Origin of the sequence: Yersinia enterocolitica (assembly GCA_002082245.2) — a bacterium.
GTDB lineage: Bacteria > Pseudomonadota > Gammaproteobacteria > Enterobacterales > Enterobacteriaceae > Yersinia > Yersinia enterocolitica_E.
In genome coordinates this window covers 440611-459038 of the sequence record NBTC02000002.1, presented here as the reverse complement: position 1 = coordinate 459038, position 18428 = coordinate 440611, and the positions used below count along the sequence as shown (strand labels likewise).

The following is an 18428-nucleotide window of genomic DNA, read 5'->3' as shown; positions in this document are numbered from 1 at the left end:
TAGTGAATAAGTATGAAAAAAAATACTAACCAACGGGAGTACTTTCTAGACGCTATCCGCGCCTATTTGATGTTACTCGGCATTCCTTTTCATCTTTCTCTTATATACTCCAACCATCATTGGGCAGTGAATAGTACGCATCCTTCACATCTATTTACCTTACTAAACGATTTCATTCACGCCTTTCGCATGCAGGTATTCTTTGTTATTTCCGGCTATTTTTCGTTCATGTTATATCAACGCTATGAGCGCCAGCGCTGGCTTAAGGTCCGCCTGGAGCGGGTGGTTATTCCGTTACTCACCGCCATCCCATTAATAACATTGCCACAATTTTACCTCCTTAAAAATTACACCACCAAATTACAAGATTGGAATTCATTTACAATTTATCAAAAAATAAATATTGCTATTTGGGAAATGGTTTCACACTTATGGTTTTTGTTAACCCTCGCATTGCTGACGACAATCTGTTTTTATCTGTTCAAAAAAATCAAGAATAACCAACAGTCAGTTCCAGTGTTGATAAAGGAAATGAATAATATAGGAAAAATCTCACTATCATTGTTTGGCTTTGTATTAATCTACGCGGTCATTCGTAGAATAATATTTCTTCTTAACCCGGAAATACTCTTTAATAGTGTCTTCAATTTCTTTGTTATGGAGACTTTGTTTTATCTACCGTTCTTTCTATTGGGTGCTTACAGCTTTATCTATCCGCCACTCAAACGGGTATTTCTTACCTTTTCACCTGGTGCATTTTTGGCCTCAGTGTTGTTATTCATCGCCTATTCGATAAACCAACATATTAATACTGCTGAGTTTTTTGCCTTTGAGCTGGATCTTATCATCAAGGCATTGATGGGCGTGACCATGACCAATGTGGTCTACTCTATTGGGTACCGGTTATTAAACTACCCCTCACCACGTATCACCTATCTGGTTAATGCCTCACTTTTCATCTACCTGGTGCATCATCCGCTAACCTTGATTTATGGTGCCTTTATTACACCGCTAATTGACAATAATGGCCTTGGCTTTGTAGTGGGCATGGCCTTTGTTTGCCTGATTTCATTCATGTTATATGAGATTCATCGCCGTATTCCATTGCTGAAATTCTTATTTTCTGGCAAGCCGCAGCAGCAAACGGTGTAATCAAATTATTATTCAAACGAATAATGTTATTGCTAAGCGATATGAATATCGGCATACCGCTTAAGCGATAAAACGGCTACACTGTGAAACCATCATGTAGATGGCGGGATGGCTAATGCCTCACTGCTTGCTCTGCTTTCAGAGCAACTATCCTGTTTATTCCTTATCAGGATTTGTTTCACTTGCAGTGACAACAAAAAGAGGAATTGTGATGAAAAAGCAAGAATCTACTGAGAATAATCCCAAGTCTGATGCTGTTGCAGTCACCGAGTTCGCTACCCTGTTTGCCTTGGTTAGCCGCCTTAGCGGAGCGCTGGACAGCGCAATCACCGGAAAAGATCGCAGCGTATTAGTTAACGAACTGTCACAGCTTTCTGTCGATAATCTTCCTGAACAGGAAAAAGCACCGACAGCAGAAGCACTGAGAAGAGCGCTGGTAACACTCAAACGCGACTAGTTCTACTATCCAACGCTCACCCTTGATTCCCCGCTGGGCAATTAAAGGTGAGCGACCCCTCTTTTATCCTCATAATTTTAATCATTATATAGACTTAACGTCTTTTACATTTCAGCAAAGCTGCAAATGATTCCATTCCAAAGAACTGACAAAATCAGTGGTTCAAGTGAGTAAGTACCACAACGCTATGAACTAAAGAAATGCTGATTTAACACATTGAATTAGGTCATCTCTTCGCATTAGATGAGGTAAATCTGTGTATAATAATTTTTTATAACTTTGGCCTGTTATTCATTTATTTTCGCCTTAAATCAGGAGAACTCCCACCTTGGACGCCATCGCAATTAATAGCCTCTTTTTGATCGGCGCAGTGCTGGTGGGAGCCAGTATTTTACTGAGTTCACTCTCTTCCCGGCTGGGTATTCCGATTCTGGTTATCTTTCTGGCCATCGGTATGCTGGCAGGCGGCGACGGTATTGGCGGGATTGCTTTCGATAACTACCCAGTGGCGTATCTGGTCAGTAACCTTGCGTTGGCGGTTATCCTGCTAGATGGCGGGATGCGCACTAGAGCCTCATCATTCCGTGTTGCCCTGTGGCCTGCGCTCTCTTTAGCAACCGTCGGTGTGGTGATTACTGCCGGTCTGACGGGCCTGGCTGCGGCCTGGCTGTTCGATTTAGATATTATTCAAGGGCTGCTCATTGGTGCGATTATTGGCTCGACCGATGCCGCTGCGGTATTCTCACTGCTTGGGGGTAAAGGCCTCAACGAGCGCGTCAGTGCCACTTTAGAGATAGAATCAGGCAGCAATGACCCCATGGCGGTGTTTTTAACCGTTACCTTGATTGCCATGATCTCCGCAGGTGAAACCAGCCTCAGTTGGATGTTCCTGGTGCACTTAATCCAACAGTTTGGTCTGGGAATTATCATCGGGTTAGGCGGTGGCGGTTTACTGCTGCTCTTTATAAACCGAATAGAGCTAGCGAATGGTTTATATCCCCTGCTGGCAGTTAGTGGTGGGATTCTGGTTTTCTCATTGGCAACGGCCATGAACGGCAGTGGTATTCTGGCAGTATATCTCTGCGGGCTATTACTGGGTAACCGCCCTATCCGTAACCGCTCCGGTATATTACAAACTTTCGATGGGCTGGCATGGCTGAGTCAGATCGGGATGTTCCTGGTGTTGGGGCTGTTGCTTAATCCAAGTGACCTATTGCCGATAGCGATCCCAGCGCTGCTCCTCTCATTGTGGATGATTTTGTTCGCCCGACCACTGTCGGTGTTCATTGGTTTACTGCCGTTCCCAAGCTTTAATCTGCGTGAACGGATCTTTATTTCCTGGGTGGGTTTACGCGGTGCAGTGCCGGTTATTCTAGCCGTATTCCCGATGATGGCCGGCATTCCCAACGCGAATTTATTTTTCAATGTGGCCTTTTTTGTCGTGCTGGTATCACTGCTGCTACAGGGTACCAGCCTGTCATTTGCCGCACGTAAAACTAAATTGGTGGTGCCTCCAGCACTAGCACCGGTCTCGCGCATTGGGTTAGATATTGATATGAATAACCAATGGGAACAGTTCATTTACCAGTTGAGTTGTGACAAGTGGTGTATCGGTGCTGCGCTGCGCGATTTGAAAATGCCTAAAGGGACACGTATTGCGGCGCTGTTTCGTGGTAAAGACTTATTGCACCCCACCGGCAGTACCCGTCTGAAAGAAGGTGACATCTTGTGTGTTATCGGTCAGGAACACGACCTGCCAGCATTGGGAAAACTGTTTAGTCAGTCGCCCAATATCCAACTGGATGAACGCTTCTTTGGTGACTTTATTCTTGATGCCGATGCCAAGCTCCACGATATCTCTCAGATTTATGGCCTTAATCTGGAACCCGGAATCGATAAACAGCAAACATTGGGCCAATTCGTCCTCTATTTATTTGGTGGAGAGCCTGTTATTGGCGATCAGATTGAGTGGGATGGCTTGACCTGGACGATTGCCGAAATGGAATCGGATCGGGTAAGTCGGGTCGGGGTGAAAATCGTTACCGATAAAGCCTGATGTTATGATGAATAAGTGATAGGGATACCGTACAGGGGAACGCAATGAAATTGTCTATTTATGACCATCTGACAGTATCAATTTTATGAACCTACCTCCTGCTGATTGGGATAACCAGCGTACATTTCTGGCCATTATGCGTGAAGGCAGTTTATCTGCCGCCGCACGGAGTCTGAATGTTTCGCAACCGACAGCCCGCCGGCATATTGAGTCGCTGGAACAATGTCTTGGGCAAAAATTGTTTAACCGCACGTCCACTGGATTAATCCCAACGGAAACAGCGCGGGCACTGTTACCCCATGCCTTGGAAATGGCCACCGCTGCCGACGCTTTTGTACGAGCCGCCTGCGCCGATATTGGGTCAGCTAAAGATACCGTGCGCATTGCCACCAGTGAGTTACTTGGCGTTGAAATCCTGCCGCAACGCTTAGAACCTCTGCGCTTACACTATCCTGAGCTGGTGCTGGAATTAAGTCTGGGTAGCAAGATAGAGGGGTTAACCCGCCAGGAAGCCGATATTGCAGTAAGAACCTTACGCCCCAAAGCGTTGCCAGTTATTGCGCAACGGGCGGGTTATTGCGAAGTTGGGCTGTTTGCTACTGAAGATTACATTGAGCGCCATGGTATGCCGCGGAGTCTCGGAGCATTAGCGTTTCACGCGTTAATCGGTCCGGATCGTAACACCTACGATGTCCAGGTTCTGCGTGAACAGGGAATCGATTTTAAACCGCACCAATACCGCCTACGTACTGATAGCCATTTGGCACAGTTGGCGGCAATACGCAGCGGTTTGGGCATTGGTGCCTGCCATGAACCCATAGCTCGTCAATCTGGGTTAGTGCGGGTGTTAGCACAAGAATTCTCGTATCCACTGGAGTTTTGGCTGGTGATGCATGAAGATCTACGCAATACCCAGCGAGTCCGCGTGGTATTCGATCATTTACTCAATACACTGCGCCAATATCTGGCTGAATAAGCGCTAAGTGCAACAGGGCCTATGCGACCCTGTTTTGATTAATTAAGACAATTTAAAGTGGATAACGCAATATAGCGCTCAACTGATTACCGGCTAAATCGCTTTCCCGCACCGCCAAAACTCGAGCTCCGGTTGCCAATGCACGTCTGGCAATCTCATCGATAACCCCATATGTCAGAGCATCATCTTCTGACGCAAAAGTAATAATACCCTGATCATTGATAGTTCCTGGGACTTGGCTTTCAATATCAACCAGTAATAAATCAATAGCACCGAACGTTGCCGCCCGTGCCGCATCCGACAAATCATGAGTGACTCGACGTTCTCCTGCGCGCTGTTCAAATAACGGCTTCAGCCCCTCTATTTGCGCCCGATAGAAATTATCCAATACCGGGCGCGCTAATGTGGCAAGTTCCGAAATATTAAGATGTTCTGCATTGGTAGATAACGTTTCATCCACCAGATTTGATAATGAATTTGTCGCCCGATAAATTGACGTCAAAGGTTCAGTACTGACTAAAATAAGCGGATAGTTATGACGGGCAAATAATGGCCGCAGGGCATTATCTATTTGCCGGGTATATTGTGCGAGCCTTACTTTTTCATGTACGCCATCATACTTACGTGCATTTAATGAAGCTTTACCTACTGCATTTAACACATTGTCAGGTAGGTTGGGAACAGAAACGATAGCGGGTGGTGCATCGGCAAAAAACTCAATCAAACGCACTTCATTTTCTGATAATGCCAGAATATAAGCGGAGTGTGGAAATGTCAGTGCGCGTAATAACGGTTTGAGGTGGAAACGCTCACTGATCTCTACTTGGTCTTGCAGTTTATTAGCCAAACGGTAGGTTCGCAAAGTATCAGGCGTCGCAAGTATTGCGAGGCTGTAAGCATGCAGATCCCAGAATGACTCATCCTCTAATACGGAATATAACTCTTCTTCCAATAAAGCCAGACGCCGTTTATCAAAGTTTACGGCCTCAAGCTGTTGTAATGCCTCTTTTATTAAGTTCCCCAGCTGGATTTTACTGCCAGCTAACTGTTGATGTAACGGTGATGTTTCAAGATAGATGGAAACGCAGGCATCGGAGCGTACATCAGAAAGACTAAGAAATTCTTCACGACTTGGAATGTCAACATGTAGCATAGGTCACCTTCAAGAAATAATGGACACGATACTTATATCTTTATCAAGTGCATGTTTATTATAGCCAACCAATGCCACTTTGCTTTCTATCGACATCGAAAAAATCGTTGCACGCTAAAATTGTTAAAATACATTTAACTGCTGGTATTAGCCCTAATATCTCAAATTCAATTAAGGCTAGTACATCCCCCACATTGATAACTTTGCACTATTTATTCTTTATTCGTTATTCTGTTTTATTCGATTAACCAAAATGATCCCCGCACAAACCAATACCAGCGCAAGGGCATTCTTCCATTCTAAAATGCTTTCATTGAGGAAAATGGCGGACAGAACCGCACCTGAAACCGGGATGAGAAAATTGAACGGTGCAACCATCCCTACCCGATTATATTTGAGTAGCAAGCTCCAGAGTGCAAAAGCGGCCGATGACAACAGCACCAGGTAGGCCAATAACAATAAAGCCCGCCAGCCAATGTCACTCAAATGTCCACCAAAGAGATAACCGCCAAGCGTCAACACCAACCCTCCGATGGCAAGTTGGTAGCCTGTCATCACCGTGGTATCCATGGTTTGTGAAATACGTTTGCCGTAAATACTGGCGGCAGAAAGGATGAAAGCAGCCAGTACCACACTTCCCTCACCTAACAGTGAAAAATTAAAATCCATCAAATCGGCGCCAAAATTCACCACCATCACGCCAGCAAAACCCAGTGCGCAGCCAATGATTTTATTAAATGATAATCGATCATTTTTATAAATATAATGCGCCAACAAGACACTGAAGAATGTCCCCGTTGCATTCATGATGGAACCTTTCACCCCGGTAGTATATGCCAGCCCAATATAGAAAAAGACATACTGTAACGTGGTCTGTGTTAGACCTAAAATGGCAATCTGCCTATATTGGCCCTTGTTAAGTCGGCCAATAGCTTTACCACTGGCAACAGCAAAAATGAGTAGCACTAACCCGGCCAATAAAAAGCGATAACCCGCAAACACCATCTTGCTCGGAATGTCATCTGGGGCGATATGAAACAGTGCATAACCATTTTTAATCGCAGGGTAGGCACTGCCCCAAAGAAGGCAACAGAAGGTTGCCACGAGGAAAACAAATTTTTTATTGGTAAAAAGCGCAGGACTGCGGTCCACGTGAACATCCTTTTCAATCAAAAAATGAAATGATGTTTCGTTATAACTATTTCCTGTTGAAAAGTCCCGTCTGATGTCACTTTTCTCTTAAAAAGATCCATCAACTCTCCGAGTACCGCACCTATAGCACGTGGCCATCAAAAATAGATTGTCTGTCTTTTTGCTATTTGTAGAATAATTGAACGACGATGCTGACATTCATTAGTTATTCATGGCGTTGTCTAACCTCGTTCAATGTTTGCACTAACGGACAGAGATCGTGTACGATGCTGGTTTAATTAAATAACTTTGGTTTTCATCATGTTAAAACTATTTAACGTAAACTTTAACAGTATGCCTGAAAGAAAGTTAGACGAGATCTTCACACTTAGAAAAATAACATTTAAAGATCGCTTAGATTGGAAAGTAACCTGTACTGATGGCAGAGAAAGCGACCAATATGATGATGAGAATACAAACTATATATTAGGAATAATAGAGGACACTATTGTTTGCAGTGTCAGATTTATTGAAATGAAATATCCGACAATGGTGGCAGGGCCATTCGCACCTTATTTTTCCGACATTGACCTTCCGGTCGATGGTTTTATAGAATCCAGCCGTTTCTTTGTTGAAAAAAAACTAGCAAGAGATATGGTAGGCAATAATAGTGCACTCAGCGTATTACTTTTTTTAGCAATGGTTAATTATGCCAGAAGCCGTAATTATAAAGGTATACTGACTGTTGTCAGCCGAGGGATGTATGTATTACTGAAGCGTTCCGGCTGGAATATTACAGTTTTAAACCAAGGTGAGTCAGAGAAAAATGAGGTTATTTATCTTTTACATCTGGGTGTCGACATTGATAGCCAACAACAATTAATAAAGAAGATACGCAGAACGCATCACGTTGAACCTCATATACTTGAAACCTGGCCATTAGCGGTGCCAGATATAGTTAAATAGGTTTAATTAACTTTAACTCTATGCCAAGTCTTATCGCATGCTTGGCATTTAAAACACCAAGTTTTCTGACAACATTACCAATATGAAACTTAACTGTACTTCTTTTTATTCCCAATATTATGGAGATTTCCGAGTATGTTTTGCCGACACTAGCCCAATATAAAATTTCGTTCTCTCTAGGCGAAAAGATTTCCCTTTCGTCACCGGCACCATTCAACTTATTGTTTTTACTGTTATTTTTGTGGTAAAGACCCAACATTTTATCATGAGTCAGAATAAGCAGCATTTGAATTTTCTCTTTATTGGTCTCAATGCTCTCATCAAAAGAAATGCTATCATCACTTCCATTAGAAATATTCAGCGTTGCCATATTATGATTATTATCATGAAGAACAAATGTATAACCATTAATGATATTATATTCTCTGGCAAGGTTAAATACGGCTGAGTCGGTTGACTTTATATTAATCACCGAATTATCGTCCCAAGCAAACGGAGCAACTTTGTCTTTTGCCGTCAAAATAACAGGATCGATAAGGTGGTAGTTATTTTTTTTATATGTTTGTATCCAATCCATTGGATAGTTTGAAATAATAGTCGGGTGTAAGGGTGTTTTCTTATTCATTACCAAATAGGAATAACGCAGATCACCATAAGCTTTTATTCTTCTTTGAATATAGTTCTTTATATCTTCATTAATACTTTCATTGTCAAAATAATCAATTATCATAACAGACCAAGTTTACTATATATGTTGAGCAACGATACAATTTTATGACATTGTTTTCAATAGAAATCAGTGTATAAAATAGACTTACAGAGTTTCCTCACAAACGCCCAGCTAACATTATATGAACAAACAACCTAGACTAAAGGATAGTTTCCCAAACTAGACTTAAGGCTAGCTATTATTATAGCCCTATGTTTATTAGACTGTTTTTGCTTTAAATAATTAGTTTTAGATATTATAGAACTAATATATTAGCGCACAGACGCTAAGAAAGTTAGTCAAAAAAGAATATATTTTCGCCAACACCAGGGGACTTTTAGTCCCACAAGACCTGCTCTGCCTAGCCATCTGGATGCATTTACATTCAGATGGCCATAATATCGCCCCGCCCCCTTCTCATCGTTTAAAAATCATACAAATAATCAATGTGTGCAGTAAATCCATGCTCCTTGCGATTAATAAATGATTCCTAATACATATAAACATTAACCTTATTTATATAATTTTGATAAACTTGACTTAAGTCATATCACTAACCCGAATTAATTGTATGATTAATAAACGGTTATAATGTTTTCCCTGGTGTTGGCCGAATTGGCATCCCTTACCAAATGAGATTGGTAAGGGTTTTTTTTGTCTATCATTCAGCCTGCTGCATCACCCGAGCTAATGTAATAGCACGGATAATCACCGCACGATCAACCTGTGGGTTACCACTTTCCAATAACTGCTGCCAAATAGCGATGGCCTGCGCGTATCTATCATGGGTAAAGTTATCAGCGGCTTGCAGCATTAGCGCAGTATATTGCATGGGATCTTTAGTCAAAGCCTGCTGTAACCAGTACGTCACATCACCCGTCATTTTTTGCCCTGACCGGTAATAGAACACCGTCGCTCGTGCAGCATCAAAGCGGGCACTGGCCCCCTGCAAACGTTCAGCCTGCTGCAAGGCGATCAATGCATCCTCAAATTCGTTACGATATAAATAATGTTGAGCTAAACTGTACCATCCATCCCCCTTATCGGGAGCCAAACGAATACGTTGTTGTAACCGAGATAGCGTGGGATCACTGCTCTGCTTATCGAGCATATTATTCAACCGCTGGGCTTCCTGTAGCCGCAAAGCCTCTTGCTGCACGGCGGTATAATGGCCCAGTTGCCGGTATCCCAACATAATTAGAATCAGCACCACCAGGCTGAAGCCCAGCGGCCAGCGCCAGCTCAACCGACCATATTGCACCAGCCACGGCCACCACAAACTCACTACCACCAACAGCACCAGTATCGCCAGCCCTATCGATAGCACCATTATCGCGGCCCTCTCACACCTGAGACAGATTGCCGGCGTATCCTAAAAATCAACCCACCTAACACGCAGACCAGCAACACCCCAGGCCCAAACCATAGCACCAGTGTGGCACTGCGCAACGGAGGACGATACAGAACAAAGTCCCCATAGCGCTGGGTCATTACGGCCATTATCTCCTGAGAGCTGTGTCCTGCTTCTACCAACTGATAGACCTCTAATCGCAAGTCTTGCGCTATCGGCGAGGTCGACTCCAGCAAGTTCTGATTTTGGCATTGGGGACAACGCAACTCCTGCGCCAATGCCAATGCTTGTTGCTGATGTTGCGGCGAACTAAAATGATAGGTATCCACCAGATCAGCCGCAACACCAGATGAAAAAACCAGTGATAACATCAGGAATAAAACTTTCATGGGGTTCCCACCCTCGCCCATTGCGCCAGTAGCGGCATAAACTGTTGTTGCCATATCTCTGTCGTCATTTCACCAGCATAGCGCTGGCGAATAATGCCATTTGCATCAATTAGCCAGGTCTCAGGTGTACCATATACCCCCATCGCCAGTGCTAATGTGCCATGCGGGTCATAAAGGTTCTTTTGATAAGGATTGCTGTAGCGCCGCAGAGTATTTAACGCCGCCTGACGGTCATCGCGGTAATTCAGACCATAGAACTGCACACCATGCAGCGTCCCGGCTATCTGCCCCAGTAGGGCGAGCTCTTGCTTACAACTGGCACACCAACTGGCCCATACATTAATCACCGTCACCTTACCCAACAGTTGCTCTCGCGTTATGTTCTGCCCGGGCTGTTGCAATTCGGATAAAGAAAAAGCGGGAAACGGCAGGTCTTGCTCGGCCAACTCGATACGATGCGGATCCCGCGTTAAGCCGCTATAAAGCAAGCAGCCCAGCAGTAAGGCAACCAGAGGGACAATCAACCAAGGCCAACGTTGTTTCATTTATCCCCCGCGAGGTCGCTAACAGGGTGGATTCTGCGCCATAGCGCCAATAAACCACCAACTACCATCATCAGTGCCCCCCCCCAAATCCAGCTAACCATCGGTTTATGCGACAAACGTACGCTATACTCCCCCGCGCCCAAACTATCCCCCAGAACCACATAAAAGTCGGCCAAGGGGCTACTGGCTATCGCCGGCTCTATCATCAACATTCCCCGCGCTGTATAGTGCCGCCGCTCCGGTAACAACGTGGTTAACGCTTGCCCATTCTGGCTGACCACAATATGCGCCTGCTCACTGGTATAGTTTGGGCCGATCACTAATTCAGTTTGACGATAGGTAAACTGATAACCCGCCAGCGTGACCTGACTGCCTGGTGCCATACGTCGCCCCTGCTCGACGGTGTAATATGAAGCAAACAGCATTCCCAGCAGGCTGACCGCAACGCCACCGTGTATCAACCATAAATAGCCACGTATCTTTGGCGCAAATAATGGCGCGAACAACGTCCAGAGGGCCAGAGTGACACCTATCAGCATCCCCACCTGCCACGGTGATTCGAATAGACCTAAACTGAGCACCCCACCGGAGATAGCTAATACAGCAGGTACGACAAGACGCCAGCCATTGATTTTGCGGCTTTGCCGCCAATCGGCAAACGGCGTTATGCCCATCAGCAATAGCAACAGCAGCACAAAAGGTGTCAGGGTTTGATTAAAATAGGGCGCACCAACAGACAGTGATCCTAACCCCAGCACACTGACAATTAATGGATACAATGTGCCAATCAATACGGTTACCGCAGCAATGCTTAGCAGCACCATTGCCGCCAGCAGTAATGACTCCAGTGAGAAGAGGTTGAAAGCAGCAGAGCGATTGTTGCCCCGCACCCGCAGGGCAAATAGCGTCAATGAACTCAACGTCACCATGCCAAACAGCGCCAGTAAAGCCTCACCGCGCGCCGTATCAACAGCAAAAGCGTGAACTGAGGTCAACACCCCAGAGCGCACGATAAAAGTGCCTAACAAGCAGAGTTGAAATGTCACCAGCGACAGCAAAATGCCCCAATGATGATATAAGCCCCGTTTCTCAATAACAGCCAGAACATGTAACAGTGCAGTTGCGGTGAGCCATGGCAGTAATGACGCATTTTCAACCGGGTCCCAGAACCACCAGCCGCCCCACCCCAATTCGCTGTATGCCCACCATGCCCCCAACAAAATGCCAAACGTGAGAAAACTCCAGGCAGCCAATACCCAGGGACGGCAGTAGTGCACACTATTGTTGCCATTGCGGCCTGCAAGCAACACCGAAACGGCAAAAGCAAAACTAACGGCAAAACCGCTATACCCCAGATACAACAAGGGTGGATGAAATATCAGCGCCAGATCCTGCAACATTGGATTTAAATCACGCCCCTGCGCCAACGTCGGGAACAATCGCTCAAAAGGATTGGAGAAAAAGAGGATAAAAACGCTCAGGATAAGCAGTAGCCCCCCCATCACTGCCAACGCGCGAGCAAAAAAACGCAGCGGAAAATGACGGCGAAAAAGCGTCAACGCGGAACTCCACAGGCTCAGAGCAAACAGCATAAACAACAAGGAGCCTTCATGCCCGCCCCAGATTGCCGCAACCTTATAAAATAGAGGGAGCTGGCTATTACCGTGTTGTGCTACATAAAGCAGAGAAAAATCATCGCTAACAAAGCACCAACCCAGTAACAACAGTGCCAATGTAATGAATAAGGTCACGGCGTAACTGAACGACGGTAACCAATACAACAAAGCCAATCGCCGCCCATGGAGAGCAATAACAGGCACACCAGTGAGCAGCAGCGCCAATGACGCAGCCACCAACAGTGACAACAGTCCCAACTCACCTACCATACATTTTCACCCATCACCGGTTCGCCTCCTCACACAACCGTCATCTGACCGGCATAAAGAATAAAGAAACGTAAAACCAATACGCCAAACAAACTCAAGCCGGATACCGTCACTAGAAATGAAACCCGATGGCGCATTCCATGGCTACAAAAACGGTTTAAAACTAATGGCAGCACCATGCCGCAACCAATAACCCAGAACCAAAACATCGCGGCCCAAAAACCACCGCCCAACGCGACAGCGACCGCGACTTCTTTCTGACCACCGCCGAACCACAGCCCGGTGAAGAATGCTAGCAGCAGAAATAGCTCCAACCACACCACCGGTTTTTCCAGCCGATGAACAAATGCTAGTGCCGGGCTATCTATGGGTTCTTTAAAAAAGGTCACTGCGCACAACACCATGGCGGCAATACCCGAAGAAACGCCGGAGAACAGAAATAACACCGGCAATACCGGATTATTCAACAAGGGGTAACTCTTCAGGGCCGATAACAGGAAGCCGGTATATGCCCCCAACGCCACAGCCAGAAACATCATCAATGGTTCCAACTTGCGTTCAATCGGTGCCAGTTTATGCAGTACCGTGCCAACCCAATTCAATTTGCGGTAAGGCTGTAATAACGCCGTCAGCCCGTGGCGAAATATCACCGCCAGCCAGACCAACAGCACCACCATATAAATTTGAAACAGCATGACACCCAATGACATCACCGAGCTGGTACTGTAGAAAAACATCAGCTTCCAGAAAGTCCACGGCCGGGTAAGGTGCAGTATCAAAATAAACAACCCCATAATCACCGCTAAGGGCGCCATCATAGCGGTCGATTTAACTAACCCACTGCGCGCCGCCTCACCGCCCAGAACCCGTTGCTTAACCAATAGGCTAACTACCACCATGCCCGCCGATACTCCTATCAAAAACAGATAGATGGCTATCGGCCAATCCCACACTAACGAGGCAAAGTGAAACGGGGTATTCAGTTCAGGATTCATCCGGTTATCTCCCCATACTGAAAGGGAACACGATACAATTTCGGTTGTGTCCCAAGATGTAACTTGGCGCGATACACAGTGCGCTGATGCAATAATTTCACCAGTTCACTGTTAGGGTCGTCCAAATTGCCAAAGGTGAGTGCCTTGGTTGGGCACGACAAGACACAGGCGGGCTGTTTACCCTGCTTTAGATTAGTTTTCCGACAAAAATCGCATTTATCGGCAGTTTTCGTCACCGGATGGATAAAGCGCACCCGGTACGGACAGGCGGCGATACAGTACTGGCACCCTACGCAGAGGTCGGGATCGACATCAACAATCCCAGTCCCGCTATCGCGATACGAGGCTCCGGTTGGGCACACATCGACACAGGGTGCCTTATCGCAATGCTGGCAGGAGTGACGATAGAACTGATATTTTACGGCAGGAAACTCACCGATCGGTTGGCTACGGATGATGTTTAACCGTGAGACCCCAGCGGGTACATGATTAACCTCACGGCAAGCATCCATACAGGCCGTGCAACCAATACAACGGGTTTCATCATGTAGCATCCCGTAACGAATGCCATCAACAGTGCCGCTGAGTGCCAGTGAACGTCCAGCAGAACCGGTCAGGAAAATCAGCGCCCCCATACTGGCGATAAAGTGACGACGGTTCGTATTCATGGTGTTTCCTTCGATATCAGCTCCTGCTGACGGCGATGACAGTCAACACAGAGTTTGACCCGCCCTTTATCGTCAAGGCCATGCATCGGGTCGGTTTTAGGATGCAACTGATGACAACTGACACAAGAAAGCTTCAACATGTGCACATCATGGGGCCAGAACGCCTCGCGTAATTTCTCCGGCAAATGGCAGCTCATGCAGACACTGTTTTGTTGTGAGACGCTGTACATCGCTTTATCGGCATTAAACATATCGCGGTTAAAACGCATCACATCTTTAATACCATTACGGTGCAGCACCGATGCCTGCCCATGGCAGTTGGTACAGGTTAAGGCCAACTGCGTATTCGGATTTACCGCGCCAGCATGTTTGCCATGCAACTCATCTTTTTGTTCTTTATGACATTGGATGCAAGCAGCATCCGGGTTGCGCTGCGGCTCAACAATATGGCGCAACGCGGGCATTTTCGCCGTCGTGTTCGGTGTTGTGGCGAGAGTGGGCAGCGTGCACAGAATCAACACTACCAGCAGCGCGGCTGAACCGAATGAACGTAAAACGCGCATAGTTATTCCACCTTTGCTATGGCCCCAATCTGGGGCCGTTTGTCTCTGGAATAGATCCGGTGAGCGTATTGTCACACCGGAACGCCTCTTACTGGCTCAACCGGCCCGCTTTTCTGGCTTGATCATCCCAGGCTGGTACCACTTGTTGCAGAAACTCCTGCTTCTCGCGGTTCAGCTTATCCATATCCATTCCCAGCGCTTTCTGGGCATTGAGTTTGGTCGAAATATCCGGCAGCGGAATTTCGTGGCTAATCCCTTTTGTCGCCAGCAGACGTGCAAGTTTGGTGCGGGCATCGGCAGCTTTATTCAACGCGCCCCCCAATACACGCAGACCAACATCCGGTGCATGCATATGAATACCGTGGGAAGCAATGGCATAATCCCAGCGCCATTGGGCATGGCGGATATCTTGTAGAATAGGTTGCATTTCTTGCTCGGTTGCCCCGGCATCCCAAGCAGCTTTTGCCTCGTAATGCGCGTGAACCAGTTGTTTCTCAACATTCAGTTTTAACTCCTGAATGCTGGCTTTGCGTTCAGCAACAATATCTTGCAAGGTTTTTTTATCCTGGGTATGGCAGTTAACACAGGTAGTTTCAAAGCTATCAAACGGGTTGCGGATCTGGTGGTCGGTATACACCTTACCTGCCGCATTTTGGATTTTCGGCATATGGCAATCGATACAACTGACATTGTTTTTACCGTGGATCCCCGCACGCCAGGTTTCATACTCAGGATGTTGGGCTTTCAACATCGGGGTTTTTGACAGCGGATGAACCCAATCGGAGAAAGCGATTTCATCGTAATACTTCTCCATTGACGCCACATCCGTGCCTTGATCCCATGGGAATTTCACCGCTTTATCTTTACCGGCGAAGTGGTACTCAACATGGCACTGGCTGCACACCATGGATTGTTGATCCAAGCGGCTGGCATGTTCGAAAGGTTTATTGATAGATTGCAAAGCACGCTCAGCATAGGGCCGGGAGAGGACTAAAGCTGGCTTCCCGGCAGCAAAATCAGCAGAAGCGGTATTATGGCAATCGGCACACCCCAACTGATTGACGACTTCCGGGCCACCTCTGGCCCAAGTCCCTTTGAAATACCCTTCTTCACCTTGTTCATTGATCAAGCGGGCAACATCCGGGCTTTTACAGCTCCAGCAGGCCATCGGCAAGGGGCCATCCTCTGCGGTCTTCGGTGCTGCGGTACGTAAGGTTTCCCGCACATCAGTGACAGCATAATAGTGCCCACGAGGTTTGTTATAATCTTTGGCAAACGGATATCCGGCCCAAAGGATCACCAAATTGGGGTCATCCGCCAGCGCATCTTCTCGTGGCCCACTCTCTTTGGTTTTCAGCCATGAGGTGAATTGGTCAACATGCTGTTCAGCGAATTTATCGTTGCGGGCCTCAATCGGCGGCGTAGGTGCCGCCGACAAAGAAAATACCGCGCCTATTGCCAAAAGAGCCATTATCCCTACCAACACCTGTCTTATAAATTTGCTCACAATATTTACTCCAGTGTGTTTTTCCATACCGGACGCTATCAGTGCCCGCACCAGATGGTTTTTTTATTTTTAAACCCGCAATCAGGTGAGAAATAGCGAGCCAGGAGGCGAAGCATGACTGATATCACCCTGTGGGTTAGGCAGATAGTAAGGAGGATTTGCAGCAAATGATTTGTAGTAGTAAGAATGCTTGTTTTAGATCAAACAATTTTTGTGTGGGTATTCGCTTTTATGAACCAGCTCAAAAAAAAAGCATCTCATCGATCAATTTTTACATAAAAGTCAATCATATACCTCTTTGTAGGTATACTAAGACCATTAGAGCTCCTCGCTACGTAAATATAAGGGCTACCAGTTTCACAACTCACTTCAACCGCCAAGATATAGGTAACCAGCAACCACAACACAATCAGGCAAGCGAGTATCACTTGCATCATAACTTTCGATTTATTTCGAATTGCTATTTTATTTGCTATCGATCTCAAATGCCGGATCGCTATCCGGGCTGCAAAAATGGTGCAACCAGGGGATTCCATCATTCTCGACAGTGGCAGTACCACATTAAATGTTGCGCGAGAGCCGGCAAAACAAGATGGAATAATGGTACTGACCAATAATCTGCCGGCTGCCTGGGCACTTTCCAGCAATAGGGAGATTACGTTAGTGATATGTGGTGGTACTTTTCGCCATAAAACCCGTTCATTCCATGGTTCCCATACTGAATCTGAGTTGATGGTTAATCAGTATTCTCGCTAATGGGGCGATTCACACGGGATACGGCATACCAGACGGCATACTGAATAATTTTGTTTGGGATAAGTAACTGGGGGAAAAACAAGAGGATAAAGAGAAATGATGGCGGAGGAGGAGAGATTCGAACTCTCGAACGGTTACCCGTCGACGGTTTTCAAGACCGTTGCCTTCAGCCACTCGGCCACCCCTCCGCAACGAGCCGAACTATAAACAGAGCTCTACCGCTTGTAAAGCCTGTTTGTGCTTAATTGACCAAAAAATCCGCTAGCTGATTGTCGAGTGCTGAATTTATCGTCATCCCTTATGCTAACTGGCCATTAGGCGTACAGCAGCCGGTTTATTTACTCTCGCACAGATGGCACCTCACCAAATAACAGCAGAGACTTCTTTGGGGTAGTGGCAAATATTTGCTAAATTAGCGGCCGTTTCATTGATTGAATTACCGAGGTTGTATGTTGGAGTTTAAAGGCCAGGTTATTGATACCGATGCACAGGGTTATCTGAAAAATAGCACGGACTGGAGCGAGGCTTTAGCGCCCATACTGGCTGAACAGGAAGGGATTATACTCACTGAACCACATTGGGAAGTGGTGCGCTTTGTGCGTGCATTTTATCAAGAATTCAATACATCACCTGCAATCCGCATGCTGGTAAAGGCCATGGCACAAAAGTATGGTGAAGAGAAAGGTAATAGCCGATATCTGTATCGTTTATTCCCCAAAGGGCCAGCAAAGCAAGCAACCAAAATTGCAGGATTACCCAAACCCGTTAAGTGTATTTAACGACAGATAACAGTATTTAACGACGGATAGCTGTGCTCTGGTACCGCTCGTGAGTTAATAGCGGATGTTAAATTTTTCAAACGCGGTGCTCGGATAAGGTTCCGTCAGCAGGCGATCCACCCGCGCACCGCGTGGCCCCCCCTGCTTAATCCACTCCAGCAGGTGTTCAACCGCATGTTGCTCGCCGTAAGCCACCACTTCCACACTGCCATCATCACAATTTTTAGCGTAACCCGTCACACCCAGCGCTTGTGCCTGACGTTGCGTGCTATAGCGGAAACCCACGCCCTGAACAACGCCATAAACATAGGCGGCAGTGCATACTTTTGGCATATAGACTCCTCATCTACGTGATAATTTGCATTTTCCGGCTCATACTCCGACAATAC

At 46.3% G+C, this 18428-nt stretch carries 19 protein-coding genes, 1 tRNA gene and 1 pseudogene; 7 read left to right on the top strand and 14 right to left on the bottom strand.

Annotation, left to right across the window (positions count from 1 at the left end):
- Nucleotides 1-12: 12 nt before the first annotated feature.
- The 4 genes from A6J66_003380 to A6J66_003365 all read left to right on the top strand — a co-directional run bounded on the left by A6J66_003380 (nt 13) and on the right by A6J66_003365 (nt 4641).
- Nucleotides 13-1152, top strand: coding sequence for a glucans biosynthesis protein MdoC (locus tag A6J66_003380; protein ID PNM23320.1), 1140 nt, complete (start codon nt 13-15; stop codon nt 1150-1152).
- 115 nt (nt 1153-1267) lie between these two features.
- The gene (locus A6J66_003375; protein PNM23319.1) at nt 1268-1609 is read left to right on the top strand and encodes a hypothetical protein; all 342 of its coding nucleotides are present in this window, start codon (nt 1268-1270) and stop codon (nt 1607-1609) included.
- A 328-nt stretch (nt 1610-1937) separates the two neighbouring features.
- Nucleotides 1938-3665: a potassium/proton antiporter gene (locus A6J66_003370; GenBank protein PNM23318.1), complete on the top strand. Its 1728-nt coding sequence runs from the start codon at nt 1938-1940 to the stop codon at nt 3663-3665.
- An 85-nt stretch (nt 3666-3750) separates the two neighbouring features.
- Nucleotides 3751-4641, top strand: a complete 891-nt coding sequence (locus A6J66_003365; protein ID PNM23317.1) for a LysR family transcriptional regulator — start codon at nt 3751-3753, stop codon at nt 4639-4641.
- A 52-nt stretch (nt 4642-4693) separates the two neighbouring features.
- Here the strand turns inward: A6J66_003365 and A6J66_003360 are convergent, their stop codons facing one another.
- Together A6J66_003360 and A6J66_003355 are read right to left on the bottom strand one after the other, a co-directional pair.
- Nucleotides 4694-5794, bottom strand: coding sequence for a hypothetical protein (locus tag A6J66_003360; protein ID PNM23316.1), 1101 nt, complete (start codon nt 5792-5794; stop codon nt 4694-4696).
- A 219-nt stretch (nt 5795-6013) separates the two neighbouring features.
- On the bottom strand, nt 6014-6946 hold the full coding sequence (locus A6J66_003355; GenBank protein ID PNM23315.1) for an EamA/RhaT family transporter: 933 nt from the start codon (nt 6944-6946) through the stop codon (nt 6014-6016).
- Between the two features lie 288 nt (nt 6947-7234).
- Between A6J66_003355 and A6J66_003350 the strand changes: the two genes are divergently transcribed.
- Complete coding sequence (locus A6J66_003350) at nt 7235-7891, top strand: acyl-homoserine-lactone synthase (GenBank protein ID PNM23314.1); 657 nt, start codon at nt 7235-7237, stop codon at nt 7889-7891.
- Here A6J66_003350 and A6J66_003345 read toward each other — a convergent pair.
- The 10 genes and pseudogenes from A6J66_003345 to A6J66_003300 form a co-directional block, all read right to left on the bottom strand.
- The gene (locus A6J66_003345; GenBank protein ID PNM23313.1) at nt 7884-8621 is read right to left on the bottom strand and encodes a LuxR family transcriptional regulator; all 738 of its coding nucleotides are present in this window, start codon (nt 8619-8621) and stop codon (nt 7884-7886) included. The two genes, A6J66_003350 and A6J66_003345, sit on opposite strands and share 8 nt — an antisense overlap.
- A gap of 640 nt (nt 8622-9261) precedes the next feature.
- Nucleotides 9262-9930 carry a cytochrome C heme lyase gene (locus tag A6J66_003340; protein PNM23312.1) on the bottom strand — a complete coding sequence of 223 codons (669 nt, stop codon included), beginning with the start codon at nt 9928-9930 and terminating at the stop codon, nt 9262-9264.
- Nucleotides 9930-10340: a cytochrome c-type biogenesis protein CcmH gene (gene nrfF / locus A6J66_003335; protein PNM23311.1), complete on the bottom strand. Its 411-nt coding sequence runs from the start codon at nt 10338-10340 to the stop codon at nt 9930-9932. Before nrfF ends, A6J66_003340 begins: the two co-directional genes overlap by 1 nt.
- Nucleotides 10337-10885: a DsbE family thiol:disulfide interchange protein gene (locus tag A6J66_003330; protein ID PNM23310.1), complete on the bottom strand. Its 549-nt coding sequence runs from the start codon at nt 10883-10885 to the stop codon at nt 10337-10339. Before A6J66_003330 ends, nrfF begins: the two co-directional genes overlap by 4 nt.
- Nucleotides 10882-12771, bottom strand: coding sequence for a c-type cytochrome biogenesis protein CcmF (locus A6J66_003325; GenBank protein ID PNM23309.1), 1890 nt, complete (start codon nt 12769-12771; stop codon nt 10882-10884). The genes A6J66_003330 and A6J66_003325 overlap by 4 nt, the downstream gene beginning before the upstream one ends.
- A gap of 29 nt (nt 12772-12800) precedes the next feature.
- Nucleotides 12801-13766, bottom strand: a complete 966-nt coding sequence (nrfD, locus tag A6J66_003320; protein ID PNM23308.1) for a cytochrome c nitrite reductase subunit NrfD — start codon at nt 13764-13766, stop codon at nt 12801-12803.
- Entirely contained in the window at nt 13763-14434 is a 672-nt protein-coding gene (nrfC, locus tag A6J66_003315; GenBank protein PNM23307.1) for a cytochrome c nitrite reductase Fe-S protein, read from the bottom strand. Before nrfC ends, nrfD begins: the two co-directional genes overlap by 4 nt.
- On the bottom strand, nt 14431-14997 hold the full coding sequence (locus A6J66_003310) for a cytochrome c nitrite reductase pentaheme subunit (GenBank protein ID PNM23306.1): 567 nt from the start codon (nt 14995-14997) through the stop codon (nt 14431-14433). The genes nrfC and A6J66_003310 overlap by 4 nt, the downstream gene beginning before the upstream one ends.
- An 88-nt stretch (nt 14998-15085) precedes the next feature.
- Nucleotides 15086-16435, bottom strand: a complete 1350-nt coding sequence (gene nrfA, locus A6J66_003305) for an ammonia-forming cytochrome c nitrite reductase subunit c552 (GenBank protein PNM23305.1) — start codon at nt 16433-16435, stop codon at nt 15086-15088.
- Nucleotides 16407-16620 (bottom strand): annotated as a pseudogene (locus A6J66_003300) (hypothetical protein). Before A6J66_003300 ends, nrfA begins: the two are co-directional and overlap by 29 nt.
- Before the next feature lie 397 nt (nt 16621-17017).
- Here A6J66_003300 and A6J66_003295 point away from each other — a divergent pair.
- Entirely contained in the window at nt 17018-17260 is a 243-nt protein-coding gene (locus A6J66_003295; protein ID PNM23304.1) for a hypothetical protein, read from the top strand.
- 100 nt (nt 17261-17360) lie between these two features.
- On the opposite strand, the gene A6J66_003290 is transcribed toward A6J66_003295, so the two are convergent.
- Nucleotides 17361-17448, bottom strand: a tRNA-Ser gene (locus A6J66_003290).
- Nucleotides 17449-17709: 261 nt separating this feature from the next.
- On the opposite strand from A6J66_003290, the gene A6J66_003285 reads away from it, so the two are divergent.
- Complete coding sequence (locus A6J66_003285; protein ID PNM23303.1) at nt 17710-18039, top strand: sulfurtransferase TusE; 330 nt, start codon at nt 17710-17712, stop codon at nt 18037-18039.
- A gap of 54 nt (nt 18040-18093) precedes the next feature.
- Here the strand turns inward: A6J66_003285 and A6J66_003280 are convergent, their stop codons facing one another.
- The gene (locus tag A6J66_003280; protein ID PNM23302.1) at nt 18094-18372 is read right to left on the bottom strand and encodes an acylphosphatase; all 279 of its coding nucleotides are present in this window, start codon (nt 18370-18372) and stop codon (nt 18094-18096) included.
- Nucleotides 18373-18428: the final 56 nt, after the last annotated feature.